The organism is Moraxella sp. CTOTU47616 (genome assembly GCF_032017465.1).
Classification (GTDB): Bacteria; Pseudomonadota; Gammaproteobacteria; order Pseudomonadales; family Moraxellaceae; genus Faucicola; species Faucicola tetraodonis.
The window spans coordinates 378896-404255 of sequence record NZ_DALZPU010000001.1 but is presented as its reverse complement, the minus strand read 5'-3'; the positions used below and the strand labels follow the sequence as shown (position 1 = coordinate 404255).

Annotated in this window: 19 protein-coding genes; 4 read left to right on the top strand and 15 right to left on the bottom strand. The window is 43.4% G+C overall.

Annotated features, from left to right (window positions below; all coding sequences use genetic code 11):
* Nucleotides 1-321: 321 nt before the first annotated feature.
* The 7 genes from RTS10_RS01705 to RTS10_RS01675 are packed head-to-tail and all read right to left on the bottom strand — an operon-like array spanning nucleotide 322 to nucleotide 7075.
* The gene (locus RTS10_RS01705; RefSeq protein WP_312538906.1) at nucleotides 322-1041 is read right to left on the bottom strand and encodes a glycosyltransferase family 2 protein; all 720 of its coding nucleotides are present in this window, start codon (nucleotides 1039-1041) and stop codon (nucleotides 322-324) included.
* Nucleotides 1042-1069: 28 nt separating this feature from the next.
* Nucleotides 1070-1672 carry a class I SAM-dependent DNA methyltransferase gene (locus tag RTS10_RS01700; protein ID WP_312538905.1) on the bottom strand — a complete coding sequence of 201 codons (603 nt, stop codon included), beginning with the start codon at nucleotides 1670-1672 and terminating at the stop codon, nucleotides 1070-1072.
* A complete protein-coding gene (locus RTS10_RS01695) occupies nucleotides 1665-2486 on the bottom strand; it encodes a PIG-L deacetylase family protein (protein WP_312538904.1) in 822 nt (273 codons plus the stop codon). Before RTS10_RS01695 ends, RTS10_RS01700 begins: the two co-directional genes overlap by 8 nt.
* Complete coding sequence (locus RTS10_RS01690; protein WP_312538903.1) at nucleotides 2474-3571, bottom strand: acyl-CoA dehydrogenase; 1098 nt, start codon at nucleotides 3569-3571, stop codon at nucleotides 2474-2476. Before RTS10_RS01690 ends, RTS10_RS01695 begins: the two co-directional genes overlap by 13 nt.
* A 54-nt stretch (nucleotides 3572-3625) precedes the next feature.
* Nucleotides 3626-5041 carry an alpha,alpha-trehalose-phosphate synthase (UDP-forming) gene (locus RTS10_RS01685; protein WP_312538902.1) on the bottom strand — a complete coding sequence of 472 codons (1416 nt, stop codon included), beginning with the start codon at nucleotides 5039-5041 and terminating at the stop codon, nucleotides 3626-3628.
* Entirely contained in the window at nucleotides 5029-5862 is an 834-nt protein-coding gene (otsB, locus tag RTS10_RS01680; protein ID WP_312538901.1) for a trehalose-phosphatase, read from the bottom strand. Before otsB ends, RTS10_RS01685 begins: the two co-directional genes overlap by 13 nt.
* Before the next feature lie 49 nt (nucleotides 5863-5911).
* Complete coding sequence (locus RTS10_RS01675; protein ID WP_312538900.1) at nucleotides 5912-7075, bottom strand: zinc-dependent alcohol dehydrogenase; 1164 nt, start codon at nucleotides 7073-7075, stop codon at nucleotides 5912-5914.
* Between the two features lie 687 nt (nucleotides 7076-7762).
* On the opposite strand from RTS10_RS01675, the gene clpB reads away from it, so the two are divergent.
* From clpB to RTS10_RS01660, 3 genes are all read left to right on the top strand, one after another.
* Entirely contained in the window at nucleotides 7763-10360 is a 2598-nt protein-coding gene (gene clpB, locus RTS10_RS01670; protein WP_312538899.1) for an ATP-dependent chaperone ClpB, read from the top strand.
* Nucleotides 10361-10466: 106 nt separating this feature from the next.
* Nucleotides 10467-11042 carry a dCTP deaminase gene (gene dcd, locus RTS10_RS01665; RefSeq protein WP_007116249.1) on the top strand — a complete coding sequence of 192 codons (576 nt, stop codon included), beginning with the start codon at nucleotides 10467-10469 and terminating at the stop codon, nucleotides 11040-11042.
* Between the two features lie 200 nt (nucleotides 11043-11242).
* Entirely contained in the window at nucleotides 11243-11485 is a 243-nt protein-coding gene (locus tag RTS10_RS01660) for a hypothetical protein (RefSeq protein ID WP_312522451.1), read from the top strand.
* A 59-nt stretch (nucleotides 11486-11544) separates the two neighbouring features.
* On the opposite strand, the gene RTS10_RS01655 is transcribed toward RTS10_RS01660, so the two are convergent.
* From RTS10_RS01655 to RTS10_RS01630, 6 genes are all read right to left on the bottom strand, one after another.
* A complete protein-coding gene (locus RTS10_RS01655) occupies nucleotides 11545-13329 on the bottom strand; it encodes an acyl-CoA dehydrogenase C-terminal domain-containing protein (RefSeq protein WP_312538898.1) in 1785 nt (594 codons plus the stop codon).
* Between the two features lie 144 nt (nucleotides 13330-13473).
* Nucleotides 13474-15267 (bottom strand): acyl-CoA dehydrogenase C-terminal domain-containing protein, encoded by a 1794-nt coding sequence (locus tag RTS10_RS01650; protein WP_312538897.1) that lies wholly within the window; start codon nucleotides 15265-15267, stop codon nucleotides 13474-13476.
* A 148-nt stretch (nucleotides 15268-15415) separates the two neighbouring features.
* Nucleotides 15416-17260 (bottom strand): putative bifunctional diguanylate cyclase/phosphodiesterase, encoded by a 1845-nt coding sequence (locus RTS10_RS01645; protein WP_312538896.1) that lies wholly within the window; start codon nucleotides 17258-17260, stop codon nucleotides 15416-15418.
* A gap of 2 nt (nucleotides 17261-17262) precedes the next feature.
* Nucleotides 17263-18123 (bottom strand): 16S rRNA (uracil(1498)-N(3))-methyltransferase, encoded by an 861-nt coding sequence (locus RTS10_RS01640; protein ID WP_312538895.1) that lies wholly within the window; start codon nucleotides 18121-18123, stop codon nucleotides 17263-17265.
* A gap of 259 nt (nucleotides 18124-18382) precedes the next feature.
* A complete protein-coding gene (gene bioA / locus RTS10_RS01635; protein WP_312538893.1) occupies nucleotides 18383-19774 on the bottom strand; it encodes an adenosylmethionine--8-amino-7-oxononanoate transaminase in 1392 nt (463 codons plus the stop codon).
* A gap of 379 nt (nucleotides 19775-20153) precedes the next feature.
* Nucleotides 20154-21329 carry a sigma-54-dependent transcriptional regulator family protein gene (locus tag RTS10_RS01630; RefSeq protein WP_312538892.1) on the bottom strand — a complete coding sequence of 392 codons (1176 nt, stop codon included), beginning with the start codon at nucleotides 21327-21329 and terminating at the stop codon, nucleotides 20154-20156.
* 196 nt (nucleotides 21330-21525) lie between these two features.
* Between RTS10_RS01630 and exaC the strand changes: the two genes are divergently transcribed.
* A complete protein-coding gene (exaC, locus tag RTS10_RS01625; protein WP_096488733.1) occupies nucleotides 21526-23037 on the top strand; it encodes an acetaldehyde dehydrogenase ExaC in 1512 nt (503 codons plus the stop codon).
* Between the two features lie 266 nt (nucleotides 23038-23303).
* Here exaC and lldD read toward each other — a convergent pair whose 3' ends face one another.
* A complete protein-coding gene (gene lldD, locus RTS10_RS01620; RefSeq protein ID WP_138019086.1) occupies nucleotides 23304-24452 on the bottom strand; it encodes an FMN-dependent L-lactate dehydrogenase LldD in 1149 nt (382 codons plus the stop codon).
* 122 nt (nucleotides 24453-24574) lie between these two features.
* Nucleotides 24575-25348 carry an FCD domain-containing protein gene (locus RTS10_RS01615; RefSeq protein WP_312538891.1) on the bottom strand — a complete coding sequence of 258 codons (774 nt, stop codon included), beginning with the start codon at nucleotides 25346-25348 and terminating at the stop codon, nucleotides 24575-24577.
* Between the last annotated feature and the right edge of the window lie 12 nt (nucleotides 25349-25360).

Sequence of the window (25360 nt, the reverse complement as noted above, 5' to 3'; positions counted from 1 at the left end):
TAAAGCTGGAACTAAGCCACAACACGATTCTATTCAGTATGAAAGAATTGCGGCAGTTTTGATACACGATTGACTTAAAATCTAGGACACAAGCGTAATGGAAACGAACTTAGAATAGACTTAATGTAATGCGATTGAAACTTCTGACTGCTTTCTAGCTGTTGTCCAGTATATAGTAATACCGGCAGATAGCAAGGAATATCACAAGAGTTTTGTAAGTGAACGGTGTTAAACCCAACTTTATACCTTTATTTCATGCAAAGGCTGATTCTCATTTAAGCCGGAGGCTGATTCTCATTTAAGCCGGAGGCTGGTTTTCATTTAAGCCGAAGGCTGATTTTCTAAGCCCCTTAAAAAATGGGCAAACCCTTCCTCAGCGCGGGCATCAAGGCGACTGCTAGTCACCACGCGTACCAAATTACTCCAAATAATGGGTAAATTGGCTTGCTCAAATTTTTTCACCAAACCCACATCTTCATGGCAAGTTAATTCATCAAAACCACCCACCGCCAGATAATCTTGACTGGCAAAGCTCAAATTCGCCCCATGAATATGGCGATGATTCATACAATCTTGATAATGGGCGAGGTATTGCTGTTTGGTACTCTCTGACAACGCATCCCAACAATCGACACTCACTACGCCACATATCATAGCTGTGGGCATAGTTGTGGGTTCGGCTTTTAGGTGTTTGATTTGTGCAACTAACCAATCAGCTTCCACTATACTATCGGCATCGGTGCAAGCAATCCAATCAGCCCCTTGTTCAATCAAGTAGCGCACGCCCAAATCCCTGACTTTACCCACGCAGCGAAACTCACAGCGCAGCCAGTCTACGTGGGCGTTTTGCACTTTTGATAAGGTATCATCATCACAGCTATCTAGCACGACCACCGGTTGTACCGCTATGTCGCTTGATAGCTGAGCAATCGCCTGTTTTATCGCATCCAAACACGCGCTGATGCTGTCGGCTTCATTATGGGCAGGGATGACTATGCCGATTTTTTTGGGTAGCCGCTTTGGGGCGGTAGTATTTGCCATGATGCTTTTCTCAGTTATTCCACTAGATTTATTCCACTAGATTTTCTTGCGTGGCAAGGCTTTGGTGATTGGCTTGCCAAATGGTCAACAAAAAATCTTGGTCAATCACATGGCTTTGCTGACGGTAGTGCAGCTGTTGTTGTAAACAGTCGTGGACTGTTTCGCCTGTCAGTTGAAACCCGTCAATCGGATAGCGCCAATGACAAGCTAAAATCACACCATTGTCGGTTAATGCGCTGTTTAGCCAAGCGATGACTTCGGTCAGTGCGTCAGGCGCCAAGTAGTATAAAATCTCACTGACCACAATCAAATCAAATCGCTCACTGGGCAAATCCTGCGGTATCAAGCCTTGCATAACTTGCACATGCGCCTGGTTGTGCAGACGCTCACTGGCAAGTTCGACTGCCTCAAGCTGCCCATCCACACACCGTAAATAATCGCAGCGCTGGGCTAACTGCTCACTAAATACACCATTGCTACAGCCCAGTTCAATCGCCTTGGCAAAATGTGGGTAGGGCAACAATGACAAGCAAATCGCGCGTTTTCGCACTTCATACCAGCGTTTTTCATATTGCCAAGGGTCGCTACTATCGGCATAAATTTGGGCAAAATACGCTGACACATCAGTCATGAAGATATACCTCAAATGGTTGGCTAAGTCTGGTTAACGTGGTATCTGACAAAATAGGCGCTGTTCCCGTTGTTGGGTCAGCATAGATTTGGCTGCTAAAACAGCGCATGGCATAACTTTTTCGCTGCGCCTGCAATTCGCTTAAATCAAATCGCCATGCCTTGTGCCAGGGAATACGGCTATCGCCAGGTTTTGCCCAATGCCATGCCCAAATCAGCACTTGATAGCAGGCTAAATTTAGGCGACTTTTAAACTCATGGGCAAAACGCTGTACCACTTTCCCAGTGCCTTCATGATCGGGATGACCATCGTACGCAAATGGGGTAATTAAAATATCAGCGGGCTGAATCAGCGATGTTAACTTGTCAAAAAAATCCGCTTGTCGCCCAAAAACTTCGCCATCAGGAAAATTCAAATTAGTCATCGACACATTGGGCAAATCCAAACTGCTATCCAGCGTTTCAAGCGCAAGTTGGCTTTCAAGTGCTCGGATTTTTGCCAGTTTGTCGGTCGGATACAGCGCTGAGTTAGGGTGGCTTTTCTCGCCTTGGGTGACGCTAACAATCAATACCTGATTGCCTTGAGCCACTAACGCTTGCAGTAGCCCACCACAGCCCAAAATCTCATCATCTGGGTGCGGCGCAAAAATACACACGCGCCGATGTTTGGGAAAATGGGTCGATATATCCAGTCTGGTGAGACTGTCTAACCCTTGCCACGCTTGCCAGTCTTGTGCAGAGGTGCCGTCGCCTGCAATTAAACGGTCACCCACAATTGGATGCAGTGGGGCGTATTGGGAATCTACAGTTGCCATAATGCCCCTTGTGAATCGCCTAGCTGTTCTGCAGTCAATTTGCCAATCGCTTCACTGTCAAATGCGCCATGGGTTTGACGGATAAATACCGATAAATCTGCCGAAAGCCGTGCGAAATGGGCGTTTTTACAATAAGGCGTTGCGCCCAAAGCTTTACCCACTTTTTCAAGCACTAGCATGGCGGTAGCCTCCACTTGCGCTCTTAAGATACGGATGGCGAGTGCATGACTTTGGCTCGGCTCACTATCAATTAATTGCGCAACTTGATAAAAGTACGCTTGGGTGACACTGAGTGCTTGCGACACTTCGCCAAGATAAAGTGCTTTAAAGGCTTGGGGTTTTTGCTGATAACTGTCCAATAAAAACTGTGCCAACTGGGCTGCTGCGCCATACCAACAAGCCGCTACTCCTGCTGCACCCTGCCAAAATCCTGGGCGGTCGAGATAAGGACTGCTACCTTTGGCAATCGCATTTGATATGATTTGGGTGGCGTTAGCGCCTTTTAGATGGAGCGTGGCTGTCGCCGTGTAGGGCATACCTACCGCATACCAACCGCTGTCATCAATGGTGATTTGCGGTTGCTTCATGGTTAACATCAGCAATTGGGCGTTATTTTGGGCATCTCGGAAACTAACCAAACCATGATCGACAAAGGTCGCACCCGAACACCACAGTTTTTGTCCCGTACATGTTTTGCCATCAAAACGCAGTGGCTCATTACCGCCTTCTGCTGCCCATACGGCCCATAGGCCTTCAGCAATATCGTCCACGCCCAATTCTGCCAAAATCGCCAATGCATCAAGATGCGACTCAAAAAATTTGACCAAGTTCAAATCACAAGCGGCAACCTGTGCCAATACTTGCCAGCGCTGTAAAGTATGACCGTCAGCAGGCAAAGCAATTTGAGCGGACAAAAGCACCAACTGTGACAAAGTTTGCTTTAATTGTGTCACATAAGCGGCATCGCTTAGTTTAGGTGAGGTATCAACCGCTCTGCGAAAGTCTTGCAAAATAGCGGTAATTAATTTACCCAAGTCTGATTGGTGATAGTCGGTAGGTAAAGCATGATCCAACACTGGTGTCATTGTGAATTTCTCATTGGCTGTTTTGTTGTCTATTTTATTATCTGTTTTATTGGGTTATAGAATTTTATCCATGTGGGTCAAATCTGCCAAAAAATGCGCTCGCCACGTGTCAATATCGGTCTCATAAATGCCCTGTAGTAGCGATTGGTGATGTTGTTCCCGTTGTTGTTTGGTCATGGTTAATGCTTGGTATAATCCCTCTATCATGCTGTCGTTGTCAGTAGGGTCGACCAAGATAGCTTGCTGAAGTTGGTGCGCTGCCCCCGCATTTTTAGACAAAATTAAAATCCCTGCGTTTTGTTCATCCTGTGCGGCAATGTATTCTTTTGCCACCAAATTCATGCCGTCTTTTAGCGAATTAACCCAACAAATTTGGCATTGCCTAAATAACGGCATTAAATTGTCATGACTGACGGGGTCTTCTTGATAGATAATCGGTTGCCAACTGGCAGTAGCAAATTGGCTATTAATTTGCTCAACTAGGGTATGCACTTGTTGTCGTAACTGTTGATAAGTCTCAATATCAAGACGGGATGGGCAAGCAATTTGATACAGCTGAATCCGTTCAAGATATTGCGGATAACGCTGCAAAAAGGCGGCAAAAGCTTGTAAGCGTTCGGGAATACCTTTGGTGTAATCCAGTCGTTCCACCGCTACAATCGTGGTGATAGTTGAAGTGAGACTTTTTAACACAGCTAGGTCAGACAGCGGTTGACTGGCAAGCTTATGAATATAGACGGGATTGATACCAATCGGATAGGCTTGTATTAAGGTGGTATGATTGCCATGGGTAATCAGTGTACGCGCATTTGTTTGCGTAATCTGGATGGCGTGGGGGAGTAGCTGCTCAATCACCGCGACACAATTTTGAGCGTCTGGTTGGGTTTGTAATCCAACCACATCATAATCGAGTAATTGATGGATTAAAGTTTGACCATAGGTCAAAAAATCCCATACCCATAACTGGGGAAATGGAATATGCAAAAAAAAGCCAATGCGCTGTTTCATGCCTAAGTCACGGCAATGCCTTGCTACCGCAAAAAAATGATAATCTTGTATCCAAATCATATCGTCAGGCTGCGCTATTTGCTGTAGTTGTTTGGCAAACATACGATTGACAGCTTGATAAACGCTAAAATCTTCACTACTTGATACAATCAAATCCGTGCGGTCATGCATCCCCGCCCAAAGTCGATTATTGGCGTAACCACAATAATACTTTTCATATTGCATGGGTGAAAAAGCCGTCGTGACATAGGTGACCTTGTCATGCTGCTCAGTCGCAAATTGGTTGACGGTATCGGGCATATCGCTGATATTTGTTACTACTTGACCGTTCCAACCGACCCAAATACCGCCATCTTTGGCAAGGGCTTCTTGAAGCGCTACTGCTAACCCTCCTGCTACGGCTTTAGGTGACTGTTTATTAGGTAAATTAACCCGATTCGATAACACAATCAACTTTGACATAGGGTCAATAATCCTTGAAGTAACGCGGTAACGGCTGAGACGTCGCTCACATAATAATGGGCCTGGGTGGGTTCATAACCGACTTTGACACCAATTCCTTTGATATCACTACCTTTCTTATTTGATGTATCACCATAACTTTGTACGGCAATAAATCCTGCTTCATCGGTCACATCATCGCCGATAAATATCGGACGGCAATGAGGGTGATAGTGTTTTAAAACATGGTTAATGGCACTGCCCTTATCGACACCTTGCGGCAATAGCTCATACACACATTTGCCCGCTTTAAGTTGCCAATCATTAAAATCATGCCCAATAGCTTGCATGATAGTTAAAGCGCTATCGGCAAGTTCGGGATGCTCACGAAAATGCAGTGCCACACCAAAAGGTTTTTGCTCAATGCGCCAGTGTGGATGATTACCAGTGGCGTTAACGATACTTTGATTAATTTGTTGTAGCTGCGCTGAATCAATATCCACCAAACAATAGCTATCGATTAGAGTATCGCATTGCAAACCGTGACTACCAATCACAGGCAGTTTTAACGGCGCTGTCAAACGCCTAGCATCAGCAACCGACCGCCCTGTTACTAGCCAAAGGGGTAGATGATTTTGTAACTGCGCTAAAATTGCTAAATTATCATTGCTGATAAAACTTTGTTGGGGATCGGAGTGAAATTCACTAAGCGTCCCATCAATATCTAACAATAGCAAAAAATCACCAACCCCTTGCACAACTTTGGCTAAATTATTGGCTAAAAGTTGTGAGGGGCTAGTGATGGAATGCTTAATCATGGTATCAAGCTGATTAACGCTCATTTTATCATTCTAAATTAACCATGCTAAATCTATCCATGACAAGGTAAAATTACGGTGTCAAAATCACTTTTCGACATTCTTCTTCACGTTTTTCAAAGATTTCATAACCTTTTGCCGCATCCGATAGATTCATACGATGGGTAATAATCGCTTCAGGCGATAAATCCCCATTTTCAATATGTTCCAGCAGTTGTGGCAAGTATTTATGTACATGAGTTTGACCCATTTTAAAGGTTAATCCTTTGTCAAACGCATCACCCATCAAGAAACCATGAATTGGACCTGCATATACCCCAGGAATACTGACTGTACCACCGCGGCGTACCGCTGCCATACACTGACGTAATGCCGCGCCACTTGAGCCTTCGAGTTTGAGCGTCGTCAATACCGTTTCAACTATGCTACCTTTTGATTCAAAACCAACGGCATCAATCACCGCATCGACACCACGATGCCCCGCAGTTTGCTCAATAATAGCTTCTGCCGCATCAACTTTGTCAAAATTGACAGGAATTGCGCCATATGTATCTTGTGCGTATTGCAGACGATAGTCATTGTGGTCAACGATGAATATTTGTGCCGCGCCTAACATTTTGGCACAAGCGGCTGATAGCAAGCCCACAGGTCCTGCACCATAGATAGCCAAAGTCGAACCTTTGGTGACGTTGGCATTCGTCACCGCTTGCCATGCAGTCGGCAAAATATCCGATAAGAACAACACTTTCTCATCAGGCAATGAGCCTGGAACTTTGAAAGGACCAAAATTGGCTTTTGGGACACGCACATATTCTGCTTGTCCACCCGGCACACCGCCGTATAAATGACTAAAACCGAACAATGCCGAAGGTGGTGGGATAAGCTTTTTATTCATCGCCGCGCCGGGACCCTCATTGGTGGTCTCACAGGCTGCCATCAGATCATTTTGACAAAAAAAGCAGCTACCACAGGCAATTACAAAGGGTATCACCACGCGATCGCCTTTTTTTACCGCCGTGACCTCAGCGCCCACTTCTTCGACAATCCCCATAAATTCATGACCAAAAATATCGCCTTCTTCGGTCGCAGGGATTTTACCACGGTATAAATGTAGGTCCGAGCCACAAATGGCGGTAGCGGTGACTTTTAAGATAATATCATCTTTGGCTTGTAATTGTGGGTCGGGAACATTGTCGACTCGAACATCTTTGGCACCGTGGTAGGTTAATGCACGCATGGGTATAACTCCTAGTTATTGTTTTGCTGTTATTGTTTTGCTGTTATTGTTTTTTGACTGTTATCTGACCAAATAATACAGCGCCACTGAACTGTTATGTGGCGTTATCATTTGACGTTTTGCAGAGTAACATGCGCCATGCACGGTTGTTGTCTATTCATGTAGGAGATAGGTTAATGTAATGTAAGCTGCCTTACAATAAACCATTGAAAATATTATATAATTTTAATAACTGTCCATAAAATTTTAGTATCGATTTTTAAATATGGCTTAAACTTTAGTTGGCGTAATTTTTTAAAAAATAACGGTCAAGGTGGCTAATAAAAAATCAAGCCACTACTCCGCTACTAATTTGCTACTAATAAAAGGAAACGCATATCAGCCAACAACAAAACTCAGTCAGTAAAACTGATTAGGTGTACCCCTTTGGAAGTTATATATTAAGCCAAAATTTGTTGATTTATGACTTTATCTACATTTTTATTGTCAATTTTTGATAGGTAGCACAATGAATTCTACAAGCTATTGACCCAAGTGGGGGTTGAAAACAAACCTACATCGCATCATCAAGAAAATAACCATTGACAATTAAAAAAACTTAAAGGTGGATATTGAAACGATTTATCAAAACACCATATCAATTTTAGTTCAAAGCTAATTAGTTTAAAGCTAAAAGGAAAAATAATAATGCAATTTGATAAATTTACTAATGCCTTACAAAACGCGGTTCAGCAGGCACAAACGCTCGCTGTCACCCGTGATCATACCGCGATTGAGCCGATTCATTTATTGTCAGTGCTACTCAATGAACCGAGTAATGCCAATGTGTATGAACAGGCAGGCGCAAACTTAAATCAGTTAAAAACAGACGTGCAACAATCGCTCAACAACCAAGCGGTGATTGGTACACCCACAGGTGATGTCAATCTCAGCCCAAATACGGTTAAGATTTTAAATCTAGCCGAGCGCCATGCGCAAAAAGCCGGCGATCAGTTTTTATCTACTGACTGGGTGCTGGTTGCTCTAGCAGAGACGGGCGATACCGCAAAACTGCTTGCAAAAGCAGGGGTCAATGAGCCAAAACTAAGACAAGTCATTAATTTTATTCGTGGGGGTGATAAAGTGGATACACAAAATAGCGAAGACCAACGTGATGCCTTAAATAAATATACCATCGATTTAACCGCACGCGCCGAATCGGGCAAACTTGACCCCGTGATTGGGCGTGATGACGAAATCCGCCGTACCATTCAAGTATTGTCACGCCGTACCAAAAACAACCCGGTACTTATTGGTGAGCCGGGTGTAGGTAAGACAGCGATTGTCGAAGGATTGGCACAAAAAATCGTCAATGGTGACGTACCAGAAGGCTTGCGCAACAAACGTGTATTATCGCTTGATTTGGGGGCACTGATTGCGGGCGCAAAATTCCGTGGTGAGTTTGAAGAACGCCTAAAAGCGGTACTTAATGACTTAGCAAAAAGCGAAGGGCAAGTCATTTTATTTATTGATGAAATTCATACCATGGTCGGTGCGGGTAAAGCCGATGGCGCGATGGATGCGGGTAATATGCTTAAACCTGCGTTAGCACGTGGCGAGCTGCACTGCGTGGGCGCCACTACGCTTGATGAATACCGACAATATATCGAAAAAGATGCCGCCCTTGAGCGTCGTTTTCAAAAAGTATTGGTTGATGAGCCTACCGTGGAAGATACCATTGCCATTTTGCGTGGTCTAAAAGAGCGCTATGAACTGCATCATGGGGTTGATATCCAAGACAGTGCGATTATTGCCGCCGCGCGGATGAGTAACCGTTATATCACCGATCGTATGCTACCTGACAAAGCCATTGACTTGGTGGATGAAGCGGCTAGCCGTCTAAAAATGGAACTTGATAGTAAACCAGAAGCCTTGGGCAAACTAGACAGCCGTTTGATTCAGCTCAAAATGCAACGTGAAACCTTAAAGCATGAAGATGACGAAGGCGCAAAATCACAGCTAAAACTGCTCGACACCCAAATCAGCGAGCTTGAAAAAGAATACGCAGATTTAAATGAAATTTGGCAAGCAGAAAAAGCCCTCGTTAAAGGTAGCCAACAGCTCAAAGACGAGCTTGATAAAGCACGTATCGCCTATGAAAAAGCCCAGCGTGAAGGTGACTACGAGACCATGTCAAAACTGCAATACGAAACCATTCCACAACTGGAAAAACGTATTAAAGACTCTGACTTGGCTGAGCAAAAAGAGCAAGCAGGGGAAGCGCCAAGCGTCAAACTGCTACGTAATAAAGTCACCGAAAATGAAATCGCTGAAGTCGTTGCTGCTGCAACAGGCATCCCTGTTACCAAAATGATGCAAGGCGAACGTGAAAAAATGCTGCACATGGAAGAAAAACTGCATGAGCGCGTAGTCGGTCAAGATGAAGCGGTACAAGCAGTCGCCAATGCCGTGCGCCGTAGTCGTGCCGGGCTGTCTGACCCCAATCGTCCTAGCGGTTCGTTCTTGTTCCTAGGTCCGACAGGCGTGGGTAAAACTGAATTGACCAAAGCGTTGGCAAGTTTCCTGTTTGATGATGAAAATGCCATGATTCGTATTGATATGTCTGAATTTATGGAAAAACACAGTGTCAGCCGTCTTGTCGGCGCACCCCCAGGCTACGTGGGTTATGAAGAAGGTGGGGTGTTGACCGAAGCCGTACGCCGCCGCCCCTACAGTGTGGTATTGTTTGATGAAGTAGAAAAAGCGCATCCTGATGTGTTTAATATCCTACTGCAAGTGCTAGACGATGGTCGCTTGACTGACAGCCAAGGTCGCGTTGTGGACTTTAAAAACACCGTCATTATCATGACCTCAAACCTTGGTTCGCATAAAATCCAAGAGATGGCAGGCGATAGCTACGAAGAAATCAAAGCGGCAGTGATGAATTCAGTCAATCAGCATTTCCGCCCAGAGTTTATTAATCGTATTGATGAAATCGTGGTGTTCCATCCATTAGGGCAAGAGCAAATGGCGGGTATTGCAGATATTCAACTCTCACGTTTACGCAAACGTCTTCAAGAGCGTGACATGAATATTGTATTGTCAGATGAAGCCATGAGTCAATTGGTCGCTGTGGGTTATGACCCTGTGTATGGTGCAAGACCGCTAAAACGCGCCATCCAGCAGGAAATCGAAAATCCGCTGTCAGTCAAATTGTTATCGGGCGAGTTTGTGGCGGGCGATACCATCAAAGTAGATGTCGATGCCCAAAATAAATTGACCTTTGATAAATTGCGGATGAGTTAATTTTCTCACCAAAAAAAACGGCTCTCACTCGAAAGCCGTTTTTTTTCGCCTATGTGTAGCAAATTACAGTATAATTCTGCCTAAATTTGAAATTTGAGGAAACAAAATGTCGATCAAATCCGACCGCTGGATACGCCAAATGGCACAAGAGCATGGCATGATTGAGCCATTTGAAGCAGGTCAAGTACGTGTGGGCGAGCAGGGACAAAAATTGGTCAGCTACGGCACCTCAAGCTATGGTTATGATGTCCGCTGTGCGCGCGAATTTAAAGTGTTTACCAATGTCCATTCTGCCATCGTTGACCCAAAAAACTTTGATGAGCGCAGCTTTATTGATATCGTGGGCGATGAGTGTATCATCCCGCCCAACTCATTTGCCTTGGCTCGTACTGTCGAGTATTTTCGTATTCCCCGCGATGTATTGACCATTTGTTTGGGAAAATCTACCTATGCGCGCTGCGGTATTATTGTCAATGTCACACCGCTTGAGCCAGAATGGGAAGGGCATGTGACGCTTGAATTTAGTAATACCACCAACTTGCCCGCGCGTATCTATGCCGGCGAGGGCGTGGCGCAAATGCTATTTTTCCAAAGTGATGCCGATGATGTGTGCGAAACTTCCTACAAAGACCGTGGCGGTAAGTACCAAGGTCAAATGGGCGTAACATTACCGAAAGCGTAAATGGCAGACGATAAGCAGTAAGCAGTCATATAGACCCACTTCGGTGGGTTTTATATTTTATGGCGTCAAATTGTTAAAAGTTCGAATTTTACACGAGCTTACAACTGCTTTAAGCTTTCTATTTTTGAATATGTCATACTAACGATGCGCTACCGCTATCGTTTTAACATAATAATATCGCACATAAGAAGGATAACATCATGATTGAACTAAGTAATAACTATGTCGCGCTAAATTTGGCAAAATTCATCTATGAAGAAGAAGCCAAACTCACGCCAAATAAACACCAGCAAGAAAGTGATATCAAAGAATATATTTTTGAATTATATGAAGAGTGCGTTGCTGTCGTTGAAGAAAACGACTCAGCGGATTATGAATATGAAGACTTTGATTTTGATGAAGATGAATCGTTAGCAGATGAGGATGACGATATACTTCGCTAACCTATTAATCCATAAAAAAATCGGCTCAAGTGGCCGATTTTTTTATGTTTAAGTAGGGATTAAGCGATGGTTGCCGCAAAATAATCGCGGTCAAACGCTGTGATGGGTTGGCTCGTTGCTTTTACCATCGCAATATGCGCATCTAAGCGTGGCAACATACGACCGACATAGTAGTCTGCTAATTTTGCTTTGTTGGCATAGAAGTCGCCTTCTTTGCCATTCGCCGCTTCAACCATCAAGCCAAACATATAAGCAAAGCTGACATAGCCAAAGGCTTGTAAATAATCAACCGCACAGCCATTGATTTCGTCTTTATTGACCGCTGCCGCTGCTACCACCGCTTTGGTTAAGTCTTCAAGTTTATCCGCTGATATTAAAATTGCTTGTTTGATGGCATGGTCTGCGTTCATGTTATTGGCAAAATCACGCATTTCTTGCACATACGTTGTCACAAACGCACCACCGTTTTTCACCACTTTACGACCCAACAAGTCAAGTGATTGGATACCATTGGTCCCTTCATAAATTTGCGAGATACGGGTGTCACGTACGATTTGTTCCATACCCCATTCACGGATATAGCCATGACCACCAAAGCATTGCTGTGCATCAATTGACGCTTCAAGACCACGGTCGGTTAAGAACGCTTTAGCAACTGGCGTCAAAAGAGCAACGCGGTCATCAGCGGCTTTTCTTGCTTCGGCATCATCGGTATATTTGTTGGTATCAAGCTCTTTGGCGACATACATCGCGAAGCAGCGTGAGGCTTCACTGATGGTTTTAGCATTTAACAGCATACGGCGAACGTCGGCATGAAATACGATTGGGTCAGCAGCTTTGTTTGGCTCTTGGATACCACTATCGGCGCGACCTTGGATACGGTCAAGGGTATAAGCTGTGGCGTTTTGATAAGCTAACTCAGCGCCACCGATACCTTGTAATCCCATCGTCAAACGCTCATAGTTCATCATGATAAACATGGACGCAAGACCGGTATTTTCTGCGCCTACCATAAAGCCTTTGGCACCATCAAAGTTCATGACGCAAGTCGCTGACGCTTTGATACCCATTTTGTGCTCGATAGAGCCACAGCTTACCGCGTTACGCTCGCCCAATGAGCCATCGGCATTCACATGGAATTTGGGTACGATAAACAATGAAATCCCTTTTGAGCCTGCTGGGGCATCGGGGGTTTTTGCCAATACCAAATGGATGATATTGTCTGCTAAGTCATGTTCACCTGCGGTGATAAAAATTTTGGTACCTGTAATATTGTAGCTACCGTCTTGGTTTGGCACGGCTTTGGTTTTGATGATACCCAAATCCGTACCTGCGTGCGGTTCAGTCAAACACATCGTACCTGTCCACTCACCTGAGTAGATTTTTTCTAAGTAGGTTTGTTTTTGTTCTTCAGAGCCTGCGTTATAAATACACATGCACGCGCCACCTGATAGGTTTGGATAGAGCGCGAATGATTGGTTGGCAGTAAATACCATCTCTTCAGCGAGCATAGTAACCATTTTTGGCATGCCTTGACCGCCATGATTTGGATCGCCGCCCAAACCAATCCAGCCGCCTTGTGCGTATTCGTCAAATGCTGCTTTAAAACCAGTTGGGGTTTTTACTTTGCCTTCACCTAGATATTGTGCCCCTTCTTCATCACCCGAGCGGTTGATAGGCAGTAACGTGTTTTTAGCAAATTTTGACATTTCTTCTAAAATCATATTGACCGTATCACTGTCAACATGGGCTAACTGTTCATTTTTTTGCCAAAAATCGGCTGCATTAAATACATCATTTAAAATGAATTTCATGTCTTGAATTGGCGCATTATAAATAGGCATATTATTTCCTTTTATGGGTTAGCTCGTAATTCGAAATGAGACAAATCCTTAGACAGCTTTTGCTACCTAAGGATTAAATAAAGAATTAAACTATCAATGATTCTATCATAATTTTATTACTACACTGGATAGCTTAGTAAAAAATTAGAATTGGAATTCGTCAACGTCCATGCTCATGTATGGCTCAAGCCCTGTATCAATACGTTTGACGTAAGTTAAGGTGCGAGGCAATAGTTTTGCAAAGTAAAACTGAGCGGTTTTGATTTTCGCTTGATAGAATTTGGTCTCAGTGGTTTCGCCTTGGAGCGCTTGCTGAGCGACTAACGCCATACGCGCCCATAAGTAAGCTAGGGTGATGTAGCCACTATAGTACATGTAGTCAACAGCCGCTGCACCCACTGCATCAGGATTTTCAGTGGCTTGCATACCAATGCGAGCAGTTAAATCGCCCCATTCTTTATTCAGACGTGCCAGTGGACGAATGAATTCACCCATCGCATCGTTGTCTTTGTTTTCTTCACAGAATTGATAAATGACTTTGCTAAAGTTAGCTAGCATTTTACCTTGTGAACCCAATACTTTACGACCTAACAAGTCGAGTGACTGGATTTCAGTGGTACCTTCGTATATACAAGCAATACGCGTATCACGTACGTTTTGTTCCATGCCCCATTCACGGATAAAGCCGTGACCACCATACACTTGCACACCGTGATTGGCTGCTTCATAACCTGTTTCAGTTAAGAAGGCTTTAGCAATTGGGGTTAAAAAAGACAACATTTGGTCAGCGTAAGCTTGTGTTTCGCCTTCACCTTTAGTTACCACATCAGAGAATTGTGATAGATAGTAGACGAGGGCACGGCCACCTTCTGCAAACGCTTTACAAGTTAATACCATGTTACGCACTGCTGGATGGACGATGATTGGGTCAGCCACTTGTTCTGGGGCTTTTGCACCGCTTAATGCGCGCATCGCAAGACGTTCTTTAGCGTAGCTTAAGCCACCTTGGAAAGCCAATTCCGCCGCAGTCAGACCTTGAATCGCAGTACCAATACGGGCAGTATTCATAAAGGTAAACATACAGTTTAGACCTTTGTTTTCAGGCCCAATCAAGTAACCTTTGGCTTTATCAAAGTTTAGTACCGCAGTTGCAGAGGCTTTAATACCCATTTTGTGTTCAATCGAACCACAGGTAACGGTGTTACGCTCACCGATAGAGCCATCTTCGTTGACATTGAATTTTGGTACGATGAACAATGAGATACCTTTGGTACCTGCTGGCGCACCCGGTAAACGCGCTAGTACGATATGGACAATGTTGTCTGCCATGTCGTGTTCGCCGGCTGAGATAAAGATTTTTTGACCGGTGATAGCGTATGAACCGTCTTCATTGGGTTCAGCTTTGGTGCGGGTAATACCTAAATCAGAACCTGCATGTGCTTCGGTCAGACACATGGTACCTGTCCACTCACCGCTGACGAGTTTCAATAAATATTTTTGTTTTTGTTCATCGGTACCGTGGTGTTCTAGCGTACGGATAGCACCTTCAGATAGACCTGGGTACATTGAGAAAGACCAGTTAGCCGTACCTACCATTTCACTGACCGCTGAACCCAATGACAATGGCATACCTTGACCGCCAAATTCTTCATCGGCACATAAAGAAGGAAAGCCTAATTCACAGTATTGTTTATAAGCTTCTTTAAAGCCTTTTGGCGTATATACATTACCATTTTCAAAACGACAGCCTTCTTCATCGCCTGAACGGTTAAGGGGTGACAATTCTGCTTCTGAGAAGCTTGCACCTGCTTCTATGAAACTATCAATCGTTTCTTTATCCGTATGGGCATAGCTAGGAATGGTTTTGTAGTGATCTTCAAATTTTAATAATTCATGCATGACAAATTTCATATCACGAAGCGGTGCTTTATATTGCATACGATATCCTTGATTAGTGTTTTAAAAAGAAAAAAACCTACCCCAATACTAAGGTTTTATATCTCTAAGATAGGAAAATTTGACAAAGGTGACAAGGTACTAACATGACTATAGGGTCATAAAAAAATCTAATTAGTCTAATTTAAACTTATAGCAAATAGTTTGGTTTATAGTTGGCTTTAAGCCACTCAGTGGTATCTTGACTAGACATGGGTTTACCAAAACCAAAGCCTTGAATCGAATCACAACCAAGACTACGCAGATATTCGATTTCTTCACGGTTTGAGACGCCCTCAGCCAATGCTTGCATGGATAACGAGTGCGCCATCTCAATCACTGATTTGACAATCACTTGTTTTTTTCGGTCTTGTAAAATATCTGTGATAAATAAGCGGTCAATTTTGAGCACATCAATCGGATATTTAATCAAATATTGCATCGCGGCAAAGCCTGTACCAAAGTCATCAATCGATATACTAAAACCATACTGGCGCAGTTTTGATAACATCGCTTGCGCTTTTACTTCATCTTGAATGTTGCAGACTTCGGTGATTTCAAAACTGATTAGTTGCGCAAGCCAACTATACTGCTGTATCGTCCCTTCAATAAACTCAATAAATTTGTCACTAATCAATTGGCGAGTATCAATATTGATACAGATGAGGCAGTTATAGCCCATCTCACGCCATGTCAAAATCTGCTCGATACAAACTAACACGATTTTTTCAAATAGCGGCTGCGATGACTTATCGAGCACCTCATCCAAAAAATCGTTGGGATAGAGAAGTCCAAGGGTGGGATGCTCCCAGCGCACCAGCGCTTCAAACATCGGCAAGTCAGGCTGTGCAAACTCTAACTTAGGCTGAAAATAGGGCAAAATTTGCTGTTTTAATAACGCATTTTTAAAGGCGCTGAGCAAATGAATGTCTTTAAAATTGCCTTTTTGCTGGTTGGCATCATACCAAACACAATCTTCATCACTGATAAGCCGCGCATGTTTTAACGCCGTGTCTGCTTGCAATAGCAATGTCTGAGCATCTTGGGTATGGGTTGGGAAAACCGAAGCACCAATCGACAACCTTAGATAAATTGATTGGTCATCAATGCTAAAAGGTAAGTCAAATAACTGTTTGAGCGCTGCCACGTAGTGATGCGCGGCATCAAGGTGTTGTACCGAAATCATCGCCGCAAAACTATCACCCCCAAACCGCGAAAAAGTGACTAAACTGGCACCCGAAATTTTTAAGGATTTTACCCGTTTGACAAAACCTTGAATCAGCGTATTGGTATTTTCAATGCCAAGGCTGATGTTAAAAGACTGCAATTTATCAATATTGATGCGTAGCAATACCCCCATACACTCGCGCTGATTATCGGCTGCCTGATAGTAGTCAATACAGCTTTTTAATTTGTCATAAAAAGTATCGTAATTGGGCAGGCCCGTTAATTCATCATAATTGTAGAGATGTAAGGTGTGGCTAAGCTGCGCATCTTTTTTGGTTAAATTGGTAATTAGCCCTACATACACCACCCGATTATCATCGACTTCACACACGGAGATATCTAGCCAAACCGCCACTTCAGGTGAATTGTGATAAGAAAGCACTAAATTGGTCGAAATTGATTGTCGATTATCCAGTTTGGTAATGATGGCGGCAATCGCTTGCTGTAAGTGTGGGGCGTAGGTCTTATACGGATAAAAATAAAACGGGCTACCTATCACCTGATCGCGTGGCAAGGCGGTAATGTTTAAAAATTGCTGATTGACACAGATAAAACGTAGCTGTTCATCAAGCATAAAAATGCCATCATGGATTTTTGAAAAAACCGAGGCAAACACCGCATTTTGATGTTCAAGCGAAATTTGTTGATCAAAAAAATGGCTATCGACAATAAACCCATACTGACTTAACTCATCATGACGAAACTTGTTAGCACCCGTAAAGCAATCACGATGGTCTATCGGCATGACTGGATCATTATTCGATGACATGATTATTCCTGTGCAAGGGTCAAAGTTTGATGTAGCGTCAACAATGAAGACAATGCGACGACAGGGGCTGTCTCAGTTCGTAGCACACGCTCGCCAATTTGCCAAGGCATAAAATCTCGCTCGATAGCTTGCGTTATTTCTTGCTCTGAAAACCCACCTTCTGCCCCAATTAGTAACCAAAATTGGGCTAAAGTACACTGTCTAAACTGGTTTGTTATATGAGGTAGTGGGTTGGTATAGGGCGTGATGGGTTCAATATCGTTATGCTCAATGTCGTTACCTTCAATTTGATTACAAGGTGGCACTACGCCACTGTCATCAGGAGGAACGGCTAAAATTAATTTGGTCACGTTGGTAGAAGTGGGCACGCCTGCTGGCTCATCAATCCAGTCGCTAACAGCTTTTGGTGCCAGTAAGTTTGGCACGATATTAAGCCCACATTGTTCACAAGCCGATACCGCAACCTGCTGCCAATGGGCGAGCTTTTTATCGGCTTGGTCTGCTTTTAGGCGTACCTCGCCATGTTGGCTTGTGAGCAGTTGAATCGATGACACCCCAAGCTCTGTGGCTTTTTGAATGGCATAATCCATACGCTCGCCACGGCTCATAACCAAGGCAATGTTGACAGTAAATGGTAAAGCTCGGTTGATCGGATTAAAATCGTTGATGGTAACGAGCGCTTGTTTTTTAGTGATATCCGTTAAAGTGACGGTATATTCACCACCTTGACCATCAAAAAACAACGATTGCTCGCCCATACTTGCTCTTAACACTTTACACCAATGATGAAAAATCTCTTCGGTCAAAGGCACAGTGCTGCCAACTTTTAGCGAATTTGGTTGGTTATAAAAAAATCTACGCATAAATCATCTAAGTAAGTTTCAAGATTGAGTTAAGTTAAGTTAGTTAAAATGCCTACATAAGTTAAATATTTTTTGACGATAATCTCATGGATTATACGTTAAATATTAGCAATGTAGGCATAAGCTGTGAATTTTAATACAATTTTTTAGAATGCTGTAAGAATTAAACGTTTGTAACAAATCCTAACTTTTGACGATAAATCATAATAACAAACATTTATTTATAGTCAGTAAATTTCATGAGGCGTTAGTAAAGGCGTTAAGGCAAATCAATGGCTTGAAAAGAGCCTTGGGGTATTTGGGGGATATTGTCACAAAGCTTTTGCAAACAATGATTTAATATGCCAAAGATGTGCCCAATCTCTGCTGGGGTCGTGCAATAAGGCGGAATAAGATAAACATGGTTGCCAATCGGGCGAATCATCACGCCTTGATCAAGGCATGAATTGGCAAATGCTTTGCCCAAATTTTGAGTAAAATCCAAAGTAAAAGCTGCAATCATACCGGTTTGACGTACAAATTTTATGGGTAAATTGGCATCAGCTAATTGCTGTAAGCCATCAGCCATCGCTTGGATAAGGGATTGGTTGTGTAGCAAGACATTATCGCGTTCAAACAGTTCAAGCGACGCCAAAGCGGCGCTACAAGCCAATGGGTTGCCAGTAAAACTATGCGAATGTAAAAAGCCTTTTTCCACTTTGTCATCATAAAACGCTTGATAAACATTATCGGTTGTCATGACGCAAGACATTGGCAGATAGCCTGCCGTTAGACCTTTTGACAGACAGATAAAGTCAGGGCAATAATCGTCTTGTTTATCCGCATCTGCCAACGCCAGCATTTGCTCTACCGCAAACATAGTACCTGTACGACCAAAACCCACGGCAATCTCATCATATATCACGTGGATGTGATAATGGTGCGCAAGTTTGGCAACGCCAAGCAAATAATTAGCAGAATACATCGCCATGCCAGCTGCTCCTTGTACCAAAGGTTCAAGGATAATCGCACAGATATCGCGAGATTTTTCTGCCAAGATGCGTTCTAGTGCATCCAAGCTTTTTTGCTCATGCAGCTGCGCTGGCATGTCGTTAGGGCTGAAAATATGCGCGGGGGAGGGAATACGAATTTGACTGACAATCAAATCTTTGTATTGCTTACTAAACAGCGGGATATCTGTCACCGCGAGACTGCCAACGGTTTCACCGTGATAACCGTGTTCCAATGAGATAAATTTGGTTTTTTGCGTTTGCCCTGATTGCTGCCAGTACTGCAAGCTCATCTTAAGCGCGACCTCCACCGCCCCTGAGCCACTGTCAGCAAAAAAAGCTTTGGTTAGTGGTTTGGGCGTGATGGCAACCAATTTTTCTGCAAGCGTCAGAATGGGCGGGTGAGTGACACTAGCGATTAAAGTATGCTCAAGCGTATCGAGCTGCTGTTTTATTTTTTCGTTGATAAAGGGATGACAATGTCCATGTAAATTGACCCACCATGAGCTAATCATATCGTAATAGGCGTTACCGTGCTGATCATATAATTGATTGCCTTGAGCTTTGACGAGGTGGAGTGGGGGATTGTTTTCAAGGGCTTGCATCTGTGTGCAAGGAAGCCATAACGCGTTATTCATAAGGGTCTCAAAATTTTTTGTCACATTGTAGCACTTTTGACCCAAGAAAAAACGCTTGAAATCGCAAGCCTTCTAATGCTATGAGCGATAATGGTAATGATAATAATACGAACGGTAATTATCACAGAATTTACGTACTATAAATTTTCGATAAAAAATACACAAACATTACCACCCAAAAGTGCATAGAGGCATGCTATGCTTTTATTTTGATAGGTCGATGGTATTTTAGAAATGCTTGCAGGCACAGGAAAAAGACATGGTAGTAAAGCGGGAAGTCAAGAATAAAACACAACCAATGGGTTGGTGAAGGTATCAGCCATATCGAAAAAGCCTTGCAACGGCTTTTTCAACGAAAAGTGCATGATTAGGGAGAAATTGATGGTTAAGCAAAAATTCATGGTTACCGATTTGATAGCACCTCTAAATGTTGGTGAATCGAGAGGTTATCTGGCATTAACTCAATCAGCCTTTCTATCGCATCGCTAGCATCGGGGCAATTTGATAAGTGCATGAGTAATAAGTCAACCTGATCTGAATGATAAATGGCTTGGCTCAAGCGAGCTTCTAAACAAGTGCGCCAAGTGCATAAAAAAGGGCTTTCAGTTTTGCTAAAAAATATGCCGGTATATAATTTGATGGCGGCTTCTAAATAACCTGCATTTAATGATTGTTCAACCCGTAAAAAATCACCATCAATAGGCATTAATAGGCGGTACGGACGAGAACCCAATAAACCAGTAAGCGTATCACGTAACTGCGACATTTCAGTCTTTAGCGTACCTTGTGACACTTTACGCTCACCGTATATCGCTTGGTGTAAGGCATCTAAGCTCATACCTTGGGGACAAAGTGCTAACACTGTCAATATCTCGATTTGCCGAGGGGTCAGCCGCAAGGTTTTGCCATTGAATATAACACTGGGTTCGTTAAATCCTTGAATATACAGATAGTGTCTTTGGCACTCATTCAAAGCGGATTGTAAAATACTGGCACAGCGTTCAGCAGCAAATATGCCAAAATTATTGTGATGCTGCCAAGTGGTGGATAAATCCAGTACGCCAATGACCTGCTTGGTATGCGGTTCAATAATAGGCGTGGCATAACAGACCCATTCATGAACCGAAGGCATATAGTGTTCATTGGAAAAAACACAAGTTGATTGCTGCGTTTTTAGTGATAAAGCAAGCGCATTTGTGCCAACTTGGCTTTCCCCCCAGCATCCGCCTTCGATGAAGTTAACCGCTTCTGCTGCTTTTTGCATAGACTTGCTGGCAGTCGTCCAGATAATGGTACTACCGATATCAGCCACGGCCATCACCATGGAGGATTGCAAGGTGATATGTTGTAATTGATTTTGACAGTAGCCTAAGGCTTTTTTTAGATAATACGATTGATCGCTTTTGGTGGCGTTAATGGGTGCTTGTTGGCGCTCAGTTGGAATGTTAGCACTGTCTGAGCGGTGCCATGACTGAACAATACTTTGTTGAATAAGGTCTGCATTATTATCGGTAAAGGTAATGTTAAAACGCCTCTTATCAATCCGATGCCTTTGCTCTAACAGTCTATTTTTATTCATATTTTAAAATATCCTAATGCACTAACCAATCCTTGGTTTTTAAAATAAGCTATCTTCAATAGTATAATGTACATCCCTTATTGTAAAGGATAATTAAACACCTACCTTTTACCTACCGTTTCTGTAATAATATGAATTTGTAAACCCCAACTGCACGAAGCAGTTTATCTACCAACTGACAAAAGGAAATGTCATTATGCGTTATGCTGACCCTAATACTGACGGTGCTAAAATCAATTTTAAAGAAAAGTATGACAACTTTATTGGCGGCCAATGGGTTGCGCCGGTTAAAGGTGAGTACTTTGATAACATCTCACCCGTCAACGGCAAGCCCTTCGCCAAAGTCGCCAAATCAAGTCCAGAAGACATTGAACTTGCACTTGATGCCGCCCATACCGCTAAAACTAAGTGGAATGCGGCTTCACCCACAGAGCGTTCTAATCTATTATTAAAAATCGCAGATCGCCTTGAGCAAAATATTGAGTTATTGGCGGTAGCTGAAACATGGGAAAACGGTAAACCCATCCGTGAAACTTTAGCTGCGGATATACCACTTGCCATTGACCATTTTCGCTACTTTGCCGGTGCAATCCGCGCGCAAGAAGGCGGTGTTTCACCCATTGATGATGACACCGTCGCTTATCACTTTCATGAACCTCTAGGTGTGGTTGGACAAATCATTCCTTGGAACTTCCCAATTTTAATGGCTACCTGGAAAATAGCGCCTGCACTAGCCGCGGGTAACTGCATCGTCTTAAAACCCGCCGAGCAGACGCCTGTGAGCTTATTGGTGCTTGTTGAATTGATTCAAGATTTGCTACCAGCAGGTATTTTAAATATCGTGAATGGGTATGGGGAAGAGGTGGGTAGTCATTTAGCTAGAAGCCCACGCATCTCAAAAATTGCCTTTACTGGCTCAACCCCTGTCGGTCAGCTTATTATGAAGTATGCGACAGAGAATATTATTCCAGTTACTTTAGAATTAGGCGGTAAATCACCCAATATTTTCTTTGCCGATGTCATGGATAAAGAAGATGATTACCTAGAAAAAGCGCTTGAAGGTTTTACTATGTTTGCGCTCAATCAAGGTGAAATATGTACCTGTCCTTCGAGAGCCTTAGTGCATGAAAGTATCGCCGATGCCTTTTTGGCGAAAGCCGTGGAACGGGTAAAACGTATTAAAACAGGTCATCCATTGGATACGGAAACGATGATTGGTGCGCAAGCCTCTCAGGAACAACAAGACAAAATCTTAGGCTGTATTGCTACAGGTAAACAAGAAGGTGCCGAGCTTTTAACCGGTGGTAATGCAAGACATGAGGTGGGTGAAGGCTATTATATTGAGCCGACGATTTTTAAAGGCAATAACCAAATGAAAATCTTCCAAGAAGAGATTTTTGGCCCGGTATTGTCTGTGACAACCTTTAAAGACTTTGATGATGCCATGCGTATTGCCAATGATACTATGTTTGGCTTAGGTGCTGGCGTGTGGGCACGTAGTGGTAATACTGCCTACCGTGCGGGGCGTGGCATTGAAGCTGGGCGAGTATGGACAAACTGTTACCACATTTATCCAGCCCATGCCGCATTTGGTGGTTACAAGAAATCAGGCATCGGGCGTGAAAACCACAAAATGATGTTAGAGCATTACCAAAATACCAAAAATTTACTGGTCAGCTATTCTGAAAAACCGATGGGCTTCTTCTAGAATTTGATAGGTCATAAACAACAAAAACCGCTCTCATAGAGCGGTTTTTTTATCGAAAATAAAAAGTATCAATATTAAATTCATTCACACTTGCTCAATCAACCACTCATTATAAGCGGTTATTGGGCAATTAAGTTGATAGATTTTAAAGAAGCAAGTGGCGCACTTAGTTTAAAAAACTTGTAGTTTAGCCATAAAATCTTAGCATTTACCAAAATAAAAAAATCCCAAAAAGACGCTGAGGTTGACTATTCACTGTCAGCCTATCAAGTCAAAGTACTAAAATCTACTAAACAATCTCGATTGATATCTTGAATTCGGTTTGCACTGGTCAATGTCATTGCCACGCGCATTTCTTTGTCTATCAAGTTGAGTAAATTGGTCACCCCTGCTTCACCATCGGCGGCTAACGCATAGATAAATGCACGTCCTAACATACATAAATCTGCTCCCAATGCCAACATTCTCACCACATCTAAGCCATTACGGATACCCGAATCGACCAAGATTTTGATATCACCTTTAACAGCATCGGCAATTTTGGGTAGGGCAGTAGCAGTTGACATAACCCCATCAAGCTGACGCCCACCATGATTGGAAACCACGATACCATCAGCGCCAAAACGTACCGCATCTTTGGCGTCTTGTGGGTCAAGAATACCTTTGATGACCATAGCGCCATCCCAAAAATCACGAATCCATTCTAAGTCTTTCCAAGAAATCGAGGGATCAAAGTTATTACCGAGCCAACCGATATAATCTTCTAAACCAATCGCTTTACCAAGATATTTAGAAACATTACCCAAATCATGGGGTCTTCCTAGCAATCCCACGTTCATTGCCCAGTGCGGATGGGTGCATGCTTGTAGATAGCGACGCATCGCGGCATTGGGTCCACTCATACCAGAGTGCGCATCGCGATATCTCGCCCCAGGTACAGGCATATCGACGGTAAACACCAGCGTTGAGCAGCCTGCCGCTTTGGCACGCTCTAGCACATTTTGCATAAACTTACGGTCACGTAACACATACAGCTGAAACCACATAGGGCGATTGATTTTTGGGGTCACTTCTTCGATAGGGCAGACTGATACCGTCGACATGGTAAATGGAATGCCTTTTTTATCGGCAGCCATGGCTGCTTGGACTTCACCACGGCGAGCATACATCCCCGTCAAACCCACCGGCGAGAGTGCCACAGGCAAAGACAGCTGTTCACCAAAAATCTCAGTGGATAAATCAAGCTGCGTCATGTCTTTTAGTACCCGCTGACGTAAGGCAATACTTGATAAGTCTTCAACATTACGTTTTAGGGTGTATTCTGCATACGCGCCACCATCAATGTAGTGGAATAAAAAGGGGGGTAAACGGCGGCGAGCCGCTTCTCGGTAATCATTGGCAGAAGAAATAATCATAATATCCCTATCTTAAGTTATTAATGGTAAAAATAGCCACTGGCACTCAAAACTGTTTACACTAAAATACGTTTATAAAATGCGCCTGCATTAACAGGCATCAGTATTAAAAAGCATCTGTATTAAAAAGCATCAGTGGCCAATCGGGAAACTCGCTGTCTGCGAGCCGTTGCCTCATCAATCTTGGCAACTTGTTTTATCACAAACTCAATATGCTCACCCACGGCTTTGCGAGCTAACTCACTATCACGCGCGATAATTGCATTCATCATCGCCATATGCTGCGTGTGTAGGGTTTCAAAGCCATAATGCTCGGTGTAAATTTTTCGCCGAGCTAATACCACGTTATGTCTTAGCAGGTGAAAAACATTTTTCATCATCTGCAACAATACCGCATTTTGGGAGGCTTCGGCAATCGCTAAATGAAAATTGGCATCGGCAATAGCGGCTTGTTCGGTATCGCCATGTGCCTGACTATTTGCTAACTGCTCGTAGTAAAAGCGGATTTTTTCAATGTCTTGTTTTGTAGCTCTTTTGGCAGCGTACCAGGCTGTACCGCCTTCTAGTACAATTCTTGCTTCTTGCACATCAAGTCGATACAGTGGATCAGCATCCAATAGCGGGGTTAGGGTTTGTAATATCAGATTATCAGACAGCGCTACAAGGGGTTGGTTCTGTTTGATTTTTTGCACATCTTTGACAAACGTTCCCGACCCAATACGACTTTCGGTAATACCGACACTATTCATCTGCTGTATCGCTTCACGCAGTGCGGTACGAGATACGCCTAGTCGCTCACACAAATGGCGCTCGGCAGGTAATCTATCGCCATTTTTTAGCCCTTCACGGTCTATTAGCGAAATTAATTGTTCAATAACCTGCGTTGCAACCTTCATAACTTACCCATC